This is a genomic window from Dyella sp. NPDC103356, from assembly GCF_055584465.1.
In genome coordinates, this window is the sequence record NZ_JBVJLZ010000002.1 from 600,663 (window position 1) to 615,609 (window position 14,947).

9 protein-coding genes are annotated in these 14,947 nt (G+C 62.0%); 6 read left to right on the plus strand and 3 right to left on the minus strand.

Annotated features, from left to right (window positions below; genetic code table 11):
* Positions 1-92: 92 nt before the first annotated feature.
* Complete coding sequence (locus ACZ6WW_RS06155; protein ID WP_465273403.1) at positions 93-986, minus strand: LysR family transcriptional regulator; 894 nt, start codon at positions 984-986, stop codon at positions 93-95.
* A gap of 109 nt (positions 987-1,095) precedes the next feature.
* Between ACZ6WW_RS06155 and ACZ6WW_RS06160 the strand changes: the two genes are divergently transcribed.
* Complete coding sequence (locus ACZ6WW_RS06160; protein WP_281848566.1) at positions 1,096-2,148, plus strand: NAD(P)-dependent alcohol dehydrogenase; 1,053 nt, start codon at positions 1,096-1,098, stop codon at positions 2,146-2,148.
* Between the two features lie 54 nt (positions 2,149-2,202).
* On the opposite strand, the gene ACZ6WW_RS06165 is transcribed toward ACZ6WW_RS06160, so the two are convergent.
* Positions 2,203-3,042, minus strand: a complete 840-nt coding sequence (locus tag ACZ6WW_RS06165; RefSeq protein WP_465273404.1) for a hypothetical protein — start codon at positions 3,040-3,042, stop codon at positions 2,203-2,205.
* A 351-nt stretch (positions 3,043-3,393) separates the two neighbouring features.
* On the opposite strand from ACZ6WW_RS06165, the gene ACZ6WW_RS06170 reads away from it, so the two are divergent.
* Complete coding sequence (locus tag ACZ6WW_RS06170) at positions 3,394-4,176, plus strand: response regulator (RefSeq protein WP_465273405.1); 783 nt, start codon at positions 3,394-3,396, stop codon at positions 4,174-4,176.
* Positions 4,173-7,697 (plus strand): hybrid sensor histidine kinase/response regulator, encoded by a 3,525-nt coding sequence (locus tag ACZ6WW_RS06175; protein WP_465273406.1) that lies wholly within the window; start codon positions 4,173-4,175, stop codon positions 7,695-7,697. Before ACZ6WW_RS06170 ends, ACZ6WW_RS06175 begins: the two co-directional genes overlap by 4 nt.
* Here ACZ6WW_RS06175 and ACZ6WW_RS06180 read toward each other — a convergent pair.
* Positions 7,684-9,597 carry a methyl-accepting chemotaxis protein gene (locus ACZ6WW_RS06180; protein ID WP_465273407.1) on the minus strand — a complete coding sequence of 638 codons (1,914 nt, stop codon included), beginning with the start codon at positions 9,595-9,597 and terminating at the stop codon, positions 7,684-7,686. The two genes, ACZ6WW_RS06175 and ACZ6WW_RS06180, sit on opposite strands and share 14 nt — an antisense overlap.
* 417 nt (positions 9,598-10,014) lie before the next feature.
* Between ACZ6WW_RS06180 and ACZ6WW_RS06185 the strand changes: the two genes are divergently transcribed.
* From ACZ6WW_RS06185 to ACZ6WW_RS06195, 3 genes are all read left to right on the plus strand, one after another.
* Positions 10,015-10,209, plus strand: a complete 195-nt coding sequence (locus ACZ6WW_RS06185) for a hypothetical protein (protein WP_281848572.1) — start codon at positions 10,015-10,017, stop codon at positions 10,207-10,209.
* A gap of 37 nt (positions 10,210-10,246) precedes the next feature.
* On the plus strand, positions 10,247-12,922 hold the full coding sequence (gene mgtA / locus ACZ6WW_RS06190) for a magnesium-translocating P-type ATPase (RefSeq protein WP_465273408.1): 2,676 nt from the start codon (positions 10,247-10,249) through the stop codon (positions 12,920-12,922).
* Between the two features lie 341 nt (positions 12,923-13,263).
* The gene (locus ACZ6WW_RS06195) at positions 13,264-14,922 is read left to right on the plus strand and encodes a Na/Pi cotransporter family protein (protein WP_465273409.1); all 1,659 of its coding nucleotides are present in this window, start codon (positions 13,264-13,266) and stop codon (positions 14,920-14,922) included.
* The last annotated feature ends 25 nt before the right edge of the window (positions 14,923-14,947 follow it).

A 14,947-nucleotide genomic window follows, 5' to 3' on the forward strand; every position in this document is an offset into this window, starting at 1 on the left:
AGGCTCGCTTCGCATCGCCTCTGGCGCCCCCTCACCCCAATCCTCTCCCTGGCTTGCCGGGGGAGAGGGCTGGGGTGAGGGGGCGCTCTGGATCACCCAAGCTCCTTGATCATGTCCACAAACGCACGCAACCCGGCCGGCACCAGGCGATTGCTCGGGTAATAAAGACATTCACCAGGAAACGGCGGCGTCCACTCGGTCAATATCGATTGCAACCGCCCACTTTCGATAGCCTCCTGCGCCGCATCGATGGACACATACGCGATGCCCAATCCCTGGATGGCCGCGTCGACCATGGCGCCCATATGGTCGAGCGTCATCGGACCGGACACATCCAGTCGCAACTCCTGATCGTAACGCTCGAACTCCCAGCGATAGATCTTGCCGCTGGGCAGTCGAAAGCGAATGCAGCGATGCGCGGCCAGTTCATCGGGCGTCTTTGGCGCGCCGTGCGCAGCCAGATAACCCGGCGAAGCCACCGCCAGGAATTGTCCGTCGCGACCGAGCGGGATGGCGATCATATCCTGCGGTATCGCCTCGCTCAGCCGAATGCCCGCATCGAAGCCTTCGGCTACGATGTCGACCAGCTTGCCTTCGGTGACCAGATCCAGATGCATTTCCGGATAGCGCGCGATAAATGCCGGGACCACCTTGACCATCAATCGACGCACGGACGATTCGTGCGCATTGATCCGCAGGCTGCCCGAAGGGCGGTCGCGAAACGTGCCCACGTCGGCCAGCGCCAGATCGAGTTCGCTCAGCACCGGGGTCAGGCTGCGGAACAGCCGCGCGCCGGCCTCGGTCGGTGCCACGCTGCGCGTGGTGCGGTTGAACAGTCGCAGTCCCAGGCGCTCTTCCAGCGACCGCATCATATGGCTGAGGGTCGAGGGCGACATGCCCAGTTCGTCGGCCGCGATGCGAAAGCTGGCATGGCGGACGATCGCCGTGAAGGCGCCGAGTTCGGTCAGGCTGGGGCGTTGATTCATGGGTAATTACCACTAAGTCATGCCGATATTAGGCCATAGACCCAGCAATGTGCGCTCCCTATAGTTTCGCGGTTGTGTTCGCTCACTCTTAACCGCTAAGGAAATCACTATGCAGACCAAGGCTTTTGCCGCCCAGACGGCGACCACGCCGCTCGCGCTCACGACGATCGAACGGCGCGAACCCGGAGCCGCGGATGTGGCGATCGATATCCTCTATTGCGGCGTTTGCCATTCGGACCTGCACACCGCACGTGGCGAGTGGGGCGGCGTGCGTTTCCCGAGCGTACCGGGGCATGAAATCGTTGGCCGCGTGACCCACGTTGGCAACCAGGTCTCCAAGTTCAAGGTGGGCGATATCGTCGGCGTCGGCTGCATGGTCGACAGCTGCCGCACCTGCGCCTCCTGCAACGATGGCCTGGAGCAGTATTGCCGCGGCCCGCATGGCTTCCAGGGCACGTACAACGGTTGGGTCGATGGCAGTGGCGAGAACACCTATGGCGGCTACTCCGCCGCCGTGGTGGTCGATCAGGCTTTCGTGCTGAAGATCAGCCATGCCGAAGCCGACTTGGCCGCGGTCGCGCCGCTGCTTTGCGCTGGCATCACCACGTGGTCGCCGCTGCGCCACTGGGACGTGGGCCCGGGCAAGAAAGTGGGCGTCGTCGGTATCGGCGGCCTGGGCCATATGGGTGTGAAGCTGGCGCGTGCGCTGGGTGCGCACGTGGTGGCGTTCACCACCTCGCCGTCGAAGGTGCAGGCGGCGCTCGACCTGGGTGCTCACGAAGTGGTTGTCTCGCGCAACGCCGATGAGATGGCAGCCCACGTCAACAGCTTCGATTTCATCCTCAATACCGTGGCCGTGTCGCACGACCTGGATGCCTTCACCAACCTGCTCAAGCGCGACGGCACCCTGACCCTGGTCGGCGCACCGTCGAGCCCGCATCCGTCACCGTCGGTGATGGGTCTGATTTTTGGTCGCAAGTCCATCGCCGGTTCGCTTATCGGCGGCATCGCCGAAACGCAGGAAATGCTCGATTTCTGCGCCAAGCATGGCATCACTTCCGATATCGAAATGATCGCGATGCAGGATATCGAGAACGCCTATGAGCGCATGTTGAAGAGCGATGTGAAGTACCGCTTCGTCATCGACATGGCAACGCTGTAAGCATGGCTGAAGGTTCATCCCGGACGGAGGCGACGCCTCCGTCCGGTGGTGCATTCAGGTCGATAGTCCGAAGGTGCCGAAATACGCGGTAATGGCACGCATGAAGTCATCGTCCTTGCGCGGCTGGACAATGCCGAGCTGGGTCCGAACGTGCTTCAGGGAAAACATGGCTAGCGCTCCAGACCGGCGCAGCAGTTCCGAATAGGTCTTGTCCGTCGCCACGACAGTCGGGTCGTCGGTCTGCTTGTACATGCGGTACAGAATGGACGCGCCTTGTACCAGGCCGTGAATGTTTCGCTCGTCGAACTTGAGCATTTGCGCCATGGCCGGACCGTTGGGGTTTCGAGGGTCCAGGATGGTGGCCGCAAAATCGCCAAACATGGCGAAGGTCATTTCGTCCAGGCGCTTTCGCTTGTACGTGGATTCGGCCTTGTCTTTCCTGGTTTCCCGCTCGGGGCGGCGCGGCAATTTATCTTGCGAAATGAATTGTTCGACTTCGTAATCCGTTGCGCCGGAAGGCGATCCGAAAAAGACCGCCCGCACGAATGTTTCCAGTTGCGCCCGGAACAGCGTGGCTATGGACGCTCCATGCACGCTGGTGTTGAGCCCGATCAGCTGGGCGGCGGATGCGCCATGATCGAGCGAGGTCAGGGTGAGCGCCAGCGAGAGCCCGGCGCGCGGCGATTCCGCAGGCGAACTCAAGCGTGCGACCGCCTCTCTCGTGGCGGTAATGAGGTTTAAAGTGGCAATGGCTTTGGCGTTAATGGGCGCCTCCTTTCGAGCCACCGCGCTGTTCTGCGCTCCATATTTCACGCTTGGCGTGAACGCTCTGCGCTCAGGACGTTTTCGACTTGTCGACGCCTTGGGCGGAACGGGTTTGAGCATGGGCATCATCGCGATTACCTCGGTAGCATTAGCCCCCTAGATTTCGAGTCATCACGTTCCACGTGAGAAAAGGAAACTGGGTTTGTTGCGACAGGCCCGGAATGACTTGCGTGCTTGATGACGGAGCTGACGCGTGGGTGCGAGGTCTTCGTGAAATAGCCGCCATGTCATAGCTGCCATGACATGGCGGCTTCATCCCGACCTTCGCCCCGGGCGTAATCTAAGGTGGCTGGGGGCGCGGCATCTTTGCCGGAGCGGCGTTTTCCTATGCTGGAGCGCAAAAATGTCAACTGGAATGCCTATAATCGGTTGACGCCAGCAGCGGTCGCTTGCCGGCACACAGGACACATGGGGGGCCACTTGTCCGTATCCGTTTCGCCGCATGTTCTGGTGATCGACGATGTGCCCGAGGACATTCGTTCCTTGCTGCAGGCCTTGCGGGCGCAGCAGTGGCGCGTGAGTCTGGCCACCACCGGCGAGCAGGGTTACCAGCGTGCGCAGTCGCTTGAGCCCGACCTGATCCTGCTGGACGTGCGCATGCCGGATATGGACGGCTTTGCGCTCTGTCGGCTGCTGCAGGAACTGCCGCGGATCAGGCATACGCCGATTCTGTTCCTTACCTCCGCCAATGCGCCGACCGAACGTCTGGAAGGACTCAGCCATGGCGGCGTGGATTACATCCTCAAGACCTGCGACCCGGCCGAACTGATCGCCCGCGTGAAGATTCACCTGCGATTGGCCGAGCGCACCGCCGCGACGCCACAGGATGAACAGGACGGCACCGCAGTAACGCACGATGAAGTGGTATTGCGTGCGGCGATGCGGCTGATCAGCGGACGGTTGGCGGAGCCTTTCACGCTCGAACAGATCGCGGCGGACGTGGGGACGTATGAAAAGCGGCTTTCGGCGATTTTCCGCCAACGCCTCGGCATGACCGTATTCGCATGGATCCGGGAAGAACGTCTGCGCAAGGGGCGTGCCCTGCTGGTCGAAACGACACTGGGCATGCAGGACATCGCCGAACAGGTGGGTTTTCGAAGCGCCAGCAATTTCACCACCGCGTTTCGCGAGCGCGTGGGCGTGACGCCAAGCCAGTACCGCCAGGCGGCACAGCAAGGTGCGGCATTGACGGAGCCGCCGTGAAGCAGCCGGAAAGTGTCTGCGCGCGTCACCGGTGGTCTGCGCGATTGGCCTTGCTCGTACTGTGCTGGCTGTTGCCGCTGGTTGTCGCGGCAACGCAATTGCCGCTGACTTTTTACGACCAGGCGAACGGACTGACCAGTCTTTCGGTGATTCGCCTGTTTCAGGACAGTGAAGGCTCCATTTGGGCCGGCACCGAAAAAGGTCTCTACCGATTCGACGGCGTGGGCTTCAATGCGATCGGTAGCGAGCTTGGCTTTCAGACGTCCGAGGTGATCAGTTTCGCCGAGGACACCAGCGGTCATTTTTGGGTGGCATCGCGGGCCGGTTTGCAGCGACGCGATCGCGATGGTCAGTTTCGCTGGGTGCGTCCGGACGGGAAATTGTTGATGGCCGATCGCGGCCAGACGCTGGCAGGGGACGAGCAAGGCGGCATGCTCGTGGTCAGCGGCCATCGCTTGTGCCGCCTGATGCAGGATGCATCGGGTGATTGGCGAGCGACACCCTTGTTCACCGACGCGCAGCTGCATACGGAGCGCGGGCTCGATCAGGTCGCCGCGGTATTTCACCATGCGGGAACCACCTGGTTCGGCTGCGGCGGCGAGCTCTGTCGCCTGAGCGCCGGACAACTCACTCGCTACGGCCCAGAACAAGGCATTCCATCCGATCGATGGCTCGGCTTTCTTGGCGCTCGCAATGGCAGCCTATGGGTGCGCGGCATCCACACGGTGCGTAGCCTGGCGACGGGTGCGAATCAGTTTGTCGCTCACGATATGCCTGGTGGCCACGCCGATGTCGCCGCGTCGAGCATCGACCTGATCGAGGATCGCGCCGGGCGCATCCTCACCCGGACGGACATGGGTATCGGGCGCTGGGATGGCGCGCGCTGGGAATTGTTCGACACAGATAATGGCCTTCCGGGTGTGGGCGTGTCGTCCCTGCTGGCGGATCGGGATGGCATGGTGTGGTTGGGTACCTACGGTCGCGGCATTCTTTATTGGAGCAGCGCGGACGCGGTGGAGAACTGGACGGCGTCGCAAGGCGTGAGCGACAGCCTGATCTGGTCGATCGCACGCGCCGATGCCAACAGCGTGTGGATCGCCGGCGAAACGGGCGGCGAAGTGGTTGCGCCTGCTGAGGGCCGCGCGCACCGTTGGCCGCTGACGGTTGCGCCGCCGAACCAGGCACATGCGGTGCTGGTGGATGCGCAGGGAGCCATCTGGTATTTCCTGTTCGATGGGCGCGTGCTGCGTTACGAGCCCGCCAATGGACGCACGACGTCCATGGCCGTGTTGCCCTATCTGGTGCGTGGCGCATACATCGACCACACCGGAAGCATCTGGGCGTACACGCTCGGTGGGCTATACGAGGTCGATAGCCATACCGGCCAACTGACACGCGCCGCGCCGGAACTGATTCCGCAAACCATGTGCTCGGACCTTGCCGAGGATGCCGATGGCCGGCTGTGGCTGGCGTGCAGCTCGGGACTGTTCCGCCGCAACAGCCATGGCTGGTCGAAGGTGAGCGTGCAGCCGGCGGAGGCGCTTGGCGGTTACGAAAACGTGGCTGTGACCCAGGACGGGCGACTCTGGTTGAGTTCGCTACAGCCGGGCCTGATGGAAGGTCACGTCACCGATGCCGATCATGTAGATGCTCCCGCCGTAGCCGATCCGCTGCTTGCTGATACGCGTTTTTATTTTCTGCGTGCCGATCGGCGTGGCCGTCTCTGGGCGGGCGGCGGTAATGGCGTGGACGTGTTTGACGGTCACGGCTGGTCGCGGCTTTCCTCGCGTGATGGCTTGCTTTGGGAAGAGGCCAATCATGGTGCCTTCTACGCCGACAACGACGGCACGGTGTGGATCGGCACGCCAGTGGGCCTGACACACATACTCAAGCCCGACCAGTTGCTGGCGCCGCGAAGCATCCATCCGCTGATTTTTTCCGCGCGTTATGGCGATCACGAATTCGGAGCGCAGTCGCCGACGCTGGCCTTCGAGCATGCCGGTGCGCTGGTACTGCGCTTTGGCGTACTGGGCAACAGCGCGGGCAATCCGGTGCATTTCCGCTACCGCCTTTCGGGCGTTGATCGCGATTGGGTAGAGACGGCCCAGCGCGAAGTGCGTTATGCGTCGCTGCCTTCGGGGAGTTACCACTTCGAGCTGCAAGCGGTGGACGTCAACCGGCGCAGCGCGTCGGGCACGGTGGCGCTTTCCTTCGAGATCGCGCCGCCGTGGTGGAATACGCCATGGGCCTATCTGGGCGCGGTGTTGCTTGCCCTGGTGTTGATCGCACTCGCCTGGCGCTGGCGCACCAGTTTGCTGATCGCTCATGCGAAGCGTCTGGAGCGCCTCGTCGCCGATCGCACCTCCGAACTGCAACAGTCCCTGCGTTCGCGCAGCATGCTGCTCGCCCATATCAGTCACGACCTGCGCTCGCCGCTGGCGGCCATTCTCGATGGTGTGCGGCAATGGCGCATGGGACAGGGAGAGCGCGACCACCCGCATGAGATCGAGCGGCATGTGCGCCAACAGATGGCCCTGATCGATGAATTGCTCGAGTTCTCGCGTGGTGAGTTGATCGAGCTCGAATTGATGCCGGCACCCGGTTATCTGTATAGCTTTCTCCAGCAGATGGAGGGCGATGCGACGCTACTCGCCGAACGGCAGCGCAACCGCTTCGAGCACGACATCGATGTCCATCTGCCTCCCGTAGTGACGGCGGATTTCCCCAGATTGCGTCAAATACTGCTGAACCTGCTGGGGAATGCGGCGAAGTTCACGCATGACGGTGTCATACGCTTTGGCGTTGCGGTCACGTCCGGGGACGCTGGCCGGGTGCGCCTGCGCTTTGTCGTGCAAGACACCGGCATCGGCCTCGAGCCGGGCGCCGCGGAACGGCTCTCTGAACCGTTTGTCCGCGGCGACAACGTCAGCGGCCAACAGGGCAGCGGCCTTGGTCTGGCCATCGTGGCGCAACTGCTCCAACGGATGGGTAGCCGTCTTGACGTCCAGTCCGTGGCGTCCGGTGGTAGCCGGTTCGAGTTCGAACTGGATCTGGCCAGCGCCGAGGAAGCGGATATCGAGCCGGTGCTCGAAAGCGGCGGCGATCTTGACGAGTTCGACGGGGAAGGGCGCAAGATTCTGGTGATCGAGGATATGCCGGACTTTCGCGCACTGCTGTGCGACCTGTTGAACGGATGCGGTTTCGTCAGCGTTCCGGTTATCGACGGTGGAGATGCCGTGGAAACCATGAGGCACGAGGCGCCCGACCTGATCCTTCTGGGACAAACCGGCAGAGCCGGCTGGCAGCTGTTGGAGGCGGTGCACGGTGGCCATCCGCACATTCCGATACTTCTCTATGCATCGGTGCCGCCTGGCCAGCCACCGACCACGCCCGCGCGACTGATGTTCGACCATGTGTTGCTTAAGCCGTCCAACGCCAGTGAACTGCTTGTGCGGATCTTGCGCTTGATGGATAGCGCGAAGAAGGCGAAGGCACCCGGGATTTCGGTCACGCCAGCTTGAACCCCGAAACCATGTGCTCCAGTTGTCCGGCCTGCTCCTGCAGTGCCCTGGCGGCGGCCGTGGCCTCTTCGACCAACGCGGCATTTTGCTGAGTCATCGCGTCGAGCTGAGACACGGCATGGTTGATCTGGTCGATGCCTGTGCTTTGTTTCTCACTCGCGGTCACGATCTCGCCCATCGACGTGGCCATATGACTCACGCGCATCTGCAGTTCGGCGATCAGGCCGCCCACTTCCTGCACTGCGCCAGCGCCCGCTTCGATGCGTTCGGAGGATTCGCCGATCAGGCGGTGGATATCCTTCGACGCTGCGCCCGAGCGTTGTGCGAGCAACCGCACTTCGTTGGCGACTACCGCAAACCCCCTGCCGTGGTTGCCGGCACGTGCGGCTTCAACCGAAGCGTTGAGTGAAAGCAGGTTGGTCTGGAACGCAATGCCATCCATCATGGCAGTGATTTCGGCGACGTGATAGGACGAATCGCGAATATCCTGCATGGTCTGCATCACGTGCCTGGCGTTTTCATCGTTGCGGGCGGTAAGGGTCGCTACCTGACCGGCGATGCCGTTGGCGTGGCGTGCGTGATCGGCATTCTGCCTGACGGTGATGGAGAGTTCCTCCATCGATGCGGCTGTTTCCTCCAATGAGGTTGCCTGCTCCTCCGTGCGCGCCGACAAATCGAGATTGCCCCCGGCGATCTGGCGTGAAGCGGCTGCGATGGCGATGGCGCCCTGCTGCACTTCGAGCAACATGCGTTGTAGCCGCGCGATAAACCCGTTGAAGCTGCCGACGATGGCATTGAATTCACTGCCGCGGCCTTGCGCCAGGCGGCGGGTCAGGTCGGCTTCGCCGCTGGACAGTTCGTCGATGTTTGTCTTGAGCAGGGCGAACTGGCGCATCAACAGGCCGATGCCGTACAGCATGACCAGCAGTAGCATGAAAGCGAACGGCAATTGCACCATGGCCAGCCGATGCAGGATACCTTCGCTGCTTGCGGTCAACGCCTTGGTGGGCAGTGCGGTAGCGACATACCAGGGGCTGTCCTTGATCGGTTGGACGAACAGCGTGTAGTCCTTGCCGCCTGACCGATAATTGCTTTCAAATTCACGATCCGACATAAGCCGATGCAACAGCTTGCCGATCGCTTCGGCCATCGGTAGCTGATTACCCAGCGTGGAAACGTTCTTCAGAACGATGTCCTGCTTGAACAGGCTGCTATTGCTGACGATCTTGCCGTCACGCTCGATGATAAGAATCTGCCCGCCGACATGTTCCTCGGCATTTGCGACCAGGGTATTGAAAAAGCCTAGTGTGAGGTCGATGGTGGACACGCCCCAAAGCTTGCCGTTGCGGTAGATCGCCATGGCGCAATTGGTACGTGGCTGCGGACTGGCGTCGTCCTGGTAGGCCGCGGCCCAGCTGCATTGCCCCTGTGGTGCTGCCTGGCCGGCCTCGTGCCAGGGTTGCTTCCAGTATTTGAGTGCGTCGGATGCATTCCAATGCGTATTCAAGGCGAATCTGCTGTCGTCGCCCCGGGCATAGAAGGTGCTGTCTCGTTCCTTGCTCGCTTCGCGTTGGAACGGCAGCGGCCATATACCGCCCCCGGACACATGAGGGTCGCCGTATTGATCGAGAATGCCGGGCAGCAGCCTGTCGACATCCGGGTTTTCCAGCAGAACCACGGATTGGCTGATCGCGCGTGACTGCGCCTGGATCTGAGTCATCTTGCGGGTGATTTCGACGCCGATAGCGTCGACCCGGTTATTGACGATGATGCTTTCCAGTTGCTTGAGATCCGGCGCTACCCGCAGGCGTATCACGGCAATCGTGGCCGCGGTGAGCAGCAGCAAAAAGCTGGCGATACCTAGCCCGTATCGAGCCCTGGTCGATTTGAACACGTCCATGAGATTGTCGCTTGCGGTTGTCCTTGTCCTAACCGGGTTATCGGTAAGTTCTTTCAAGTCTTGAATCAGGCCCTTCCAAACGACGCTTGTTCATGAGCTGGAGGGAAGGGCAGGCTGGAAAGATCGCTGGACGTACGAACTTTCGGCCATTCAGGCATTGACTCTGCCGCGTTGCACCAAGACAATATGCGGGCCGTCCGGCGCGCTGCGCCCTCGGCATTCCTGCCCGACCAAACCAAGGCATATGGACGTTTACCCTAGTCGCAACGTCGACATCCGCGAGCATCGGGTGCCGGCATTGCATAACAAGCTGATTGTCTGCGGCGACCGCCTGCGGTCGGCTGGCGCTTTCCTGGACTAGGGAAGACCGGCCCACTCCTGACGGTTGCCACAGGCACCGTTACAAGGAGATGGGCCATGAGGCTCCTTCGTGGTTTTTTTCGTTTGCGCACCGCAGGCCAGTTCCTGTCGGGCCGTCGTGACGCATCCCGCCGTTCCTGGTCGATTACCGTGCCCGAACCGTTGGTAAAACCGGTGCAGCCGGCCACACCGCGGCACGACCATGCCGTGCCGCAAGCGCGCGCTCACATGCAGCTGATATCCAGCCACTGATTCGCCACCTGTTTCATCGCATTCCCGGAAGCGAATCATGACCAAGCAGTCCTCCCACGTCGCCGCGGACAAGGCGACCGGCAAAGGTGCGCCAGCGCCGGTGCGCATCGCCGTTGCACTCGAAGCGTTCCGGCATAACGAGGCGTTGCTCGCCGCGCTGGACACCAGCGCGGCCGGCCTCAACGAAGAGCAGATCGCCAGTCGCCTGGATCGCGATGGCGTGAACGAGGTCTCGCACGAGAAGCCGCCGCATTGGGGGCTTCAGCTGCTGCATGCGTTCAAGAACCCGTTCATTGTGGTGCTGCTGGTGCTCGCCGTCGTGCAGCTGGCGACGGATCACACCAATCTGACCGGTCCGACCATCATCTCGGCGATGGTCTGCATCAGCGTGTTCCTCAGCTTTACCCAGGAATACCGTTCGTCGAAAGCCGCCGAGAAGCTGAAGGCGATGGTGCGCAATACCGCAACGGTGACGCGCCGTGCCTCGGACGGGCATAGCGAACGTATCGAAGTGCCGGTCGCCGAACTCGTTGCCGGCGATATCGTGCATCTGGCCGCCGGCGACATGGTGCCCGCCGACCTGCGTCTGCTGAGCGCGAAAGACCTGTTCATCAGCCAGGCCATCCTGACCGGCGAATCGCTGCCGGTAGAGAAAGCGGCGCCGGCGCGTGGCGACAAGGACATTTCTGGCGAACGGCCATCCGACGCGGCCGACAATCCGCTGGATCTCGCCACCGTCTGCTACATGGGCACCAACGTGGTGAGCGGCACGGCTACGGCAGTCGTGGTAGCTACCGGCCCGCGCAGCTATCTGGGCTCGCTGGCGCGCACCGTCGTCGGCCAACGCGTGCAGACCAGCTTCGACCGCGGCGTGAAGAGCGTGAGCTGGCTGCTGATCCGCTTCATGGCGGTGATGGTGCCGATCGTCTTCGTCATCAATGGCCTGGACAAGCACGACTGGCTGCAGGCGTTCCTGTTCGCGCTATCGGTGGCGGTCGGCCTGACGCCCGAGATGCTGCCGTTGATCGTCACCGCGAACCTGGCCAAGGGTGCCATCGCGATGTCGCGCCGCAAGGTCGTGGTCAAGCGCCTCAACGCGATCCAGAACTTTGGCGCGATGGACGTGCTGTGCACCGACAAGACCGGCACACTCACGCTGGACAAGATCGTGCTGGAGCGGCATCTCGACCTGCACGGCGAGGATTCGCAGGAAGCACTGGAATACGGCTACCTCAACAGCCGCTTCCAGACCGGCCTGAAGAACCTGATGGACAAGGCGGTACTGGAGCACCGCGACCTCGAGCCGACCGCTGCGCGTTATCACATCGTCGACGAGATTCCGTTCGACTTCCAGCGTCGCCGCATGTCGGTGGTGGTGACCAACGGCGACGGCAGCGAGCTGCTGGTGTGCAAGGGCGCGGTCGAGGAAATGCTGTCGATCTGTGCGTATGCCAAGGCGGGCGATGACATCCTGCCGATGACCGACGCGCAGCGCGACAGCATCAAGGCAATGACCCGGCACCTCAACGAGGATGGCCTGCGCGTGTTGGTGGTGGCGATCAAGCGTCAGCCGCCGGCCGGCGGCCGCCCTTATGGCGTTGCCGACGAAAAGGACATGATCGCAGTAGGCTGCCTGGCTTTCCTTGATCCGCCCAAGGATACCGCCGGCAAGGCCATCGCCGCTCTGCACCATCACGGTGTAGAGGTGAAGGTGATCACCGGCGACAACGAAGCGGTGACGCGCAAGATCTGCCGTGAAGTCGGCCTGGACGTAGAGCATTCGGCCCAGGGCAAGCATATCGAGCCGCTGGACGATGCTGCGCTGGACGAGCTGGTCGCGCGCACCACGGTGTTCGCGAAGATGTCGCCGTTGCAAAAGGCGCGCGTGGTCAAGTCGCTGCAGCGCCAGGGCCACACCGTCGGCTTTCTCGGTGACGGCATCAACGATGCGCCGGCATTGCGCGAAGCGGACGTGGGGATCTCGGTAGATACCGCCACCGATATCGCCAAGGAGTCGGCCGATATCATCCTGCTCGAAAAGAACCTGATGGTGCTGGAAGAAGGCGTGATCGAAGGGCGTATCACCTTCGGCAACATCATCAAGTACATCAAGATGACCGCCAGCTCCAACTTCGGCAACATGTTCTCAGTGCTGGTGGCGAGTGCGTTCCTGCCGTTCCTGCCGATGCTGCCGCTGCAACTGCTGGTGCTGGATCTGCTGTATCACACCTCGCAATTGTCGATTCCGTTCGATCGCATGGACGACGAATACCTGCGCAAGCCGCGCAAGTGGGATGCCAGCGACATCGGCCGCTTCATGGTGTGGATCGGCCCGGTCAGCTCGATTTTCGATATCACGACGTATTGGCTGTTGTGGCATGTGTTCGGCGCGAACTCGCCCGAACACCAGTCCTTCTTCCAGACCGGCTGGTTTGTCGAGAGCCTGCTGACTCAGACCTTGATCGTGCACATGATCCGCACGCGCAAGATCCCGTTCCTGCAAAGCATCGCCGCCGCACCGGTGCTGGCATTGACCGTCGCCGCCATCCTGGTCGGCATGGTGTTGCCGTTTACCGGGCTCGGGGCGAAGTTCGGGATGGTTCCCCTGCCGGCGGTGTACTTCGCCTGGGTGGGCGTGACTGTGCTCACCTATTGCGTGCTGACGCAGGTCATGAAGTTGATCTATATCCGCCGCTACGGGCGTTGGCTCTGAGGACGCGGCCCGTATGAGCTCGGGCCGCGTTGAAAATGTAATCTTCGCAGGAGCGACTTCAGCGAACCCCTAGACCTCAGTTTTCATCGTCGTCCCGGCGGAGGCCGGGACCCATTCCCCGGTCTTTGTTCGTCAGGCGGCGCATGGCAAGCGTCTGCACCGAGGGGTGAATCCCGGCCTTCGCCGGGATGACGAATAGGAGGGTTTTTCGAGACTCCCTTTAGCCGCGACAAACCGTAACGCAAGCGCGGTCGCGGCTGAAGCCGCTCCTACAAAGCTTAGGTAGTTTTTCGAAACTTCCTTAAGTCGCTTGGTCTGGAAGCTATTCAAGGAGCTTCAATATGAAAGGCACTTTCGCTCTGCTCGATATCGCAGGCTATGTCGCACTGCTCCTGTGGGGTACGCACATGGTCACCAGTGGCGTGTTGCGTGGCTACGGCAGCGTGTTACGCCGTTGGCTGGAACGTTATCTCAGCCATCGCCCAGCGGCATTCGCCTTTGGCATCTGCATCACCGCGCTGCTGCAGAGCAGTACCGCCGCCGGGCTGATGGCCGCCTCGTTCGCCGCCAACGGCTTTCTTGGGCTGGCGCCAGGCCTCGCAGTCATGCTCGGTGCCAACGTCGGCACGACGCTGATCGTGCAGGTGATGTCGTTTGATATCTCCGTAGTAGCGCCGGTGCTGATTCTGCTTGGCTTTGTTATTCATCGCCGCACCGATGACGCGCGTTATGAGAATCTGGGGCGCGTGGCGATCGGGCTTGGCCTGATGCTGCTTTCGCTGCATCTGCTGGTGGCCTCATTGGCACCGATGGAGAATGCACAGGTCTTGCGTGCGGTGGTACTGAGCCTGGCCTCCGAGCCGGTGCTGGCCGTGCTGGTAGCGGCACTGTTGACCTGGCTGTTTCATTCCAGCGTTGCCATGGTGCTGCTGATCGCCTCGTTGGCCAACGCTGGCGTGGTAGATGCGACGGGTGCGCTGGCGCTCGTGCTTGGCGCCAATCTTGGTGGCACCTTGCCGGCATTGCTCGAAGCGCATACCCCGATAGCGCGTCGCCTGCCGTTGGGTAACCTGCTGGTGCGCGCAGTCGGCTGCATCATCTGCTTGCCGTTGCTGCATCCGTTGACGCAGTGGCTGGCGCCGCTTGGCGCATCGCCGGCGCGCATGGCGGTGAATTTCCATACTGCGTTCAACCTCGGCCTGGCCGTATTGTTCATTCTCCCGGTCGAGCGCATGGCGCAACTGCTGGTGCGTCTGTTGCCCGACCCGCCGCGCCCGGAGGACCCGGGGGTGCCGCAGTATCTCGACGAAGGTGCACTGGAGTCGGCCAACGTGGCCTTGGCCAATGCCGCCCGCGAGTCGATGCGCATGGCCGACATGGTCGAAGGCATGTTGAAAGGGCTGGTGGAAGTTTTCGGCAAGGATGACCGCGCACGCGCCGCGGCGATCAGCCGTATGGATCCGTGGCTCGACCGTCTTGGCATGGCCATTCGCGAATACCTCGCGGACCTGGGTGCGGAAGCCTTGAATGAAGAGGATGGCGAGCGTAGCCAGGAAATCCTTGCCTTTGTCATCAACATCGAACATATCGGCGATATCACCGCCAACAACCTGATGGAGTTCGCCGCCAAGAAGGCCGAACGCGGTCAGGATTTCTCGGCCGACGACATCCAGGACCTAGCCGCTATGCACCATCTTGTGATGGAAAGCCTGCGGCTCGGGCTCACTGTGTTCCTGCGCGGCGATCTGCGTGCGGCGCAGCAGCTGGTGGCGCGCAAGGAAATGCTGTGGCGGTTGGAGAACGACGCGTCGGAGCGGCATATCCGGGCGTTGCGCGAGCGTCGCGATGGCGGCGGCGGAGATGTTTATCTACGCATTCTGCGCGACCTCAAACGTGTTCACTCGCACCTGGCGGCACTCGCCTATCTGCCGCTGGAGCGTGCAGGCCTGTTGCAGGCTCGCCTGGTGCGCGAACCCGTGGCGCCATCGGCGACCCACTGAAGCGTTCCAACATGTCGTTCATGCA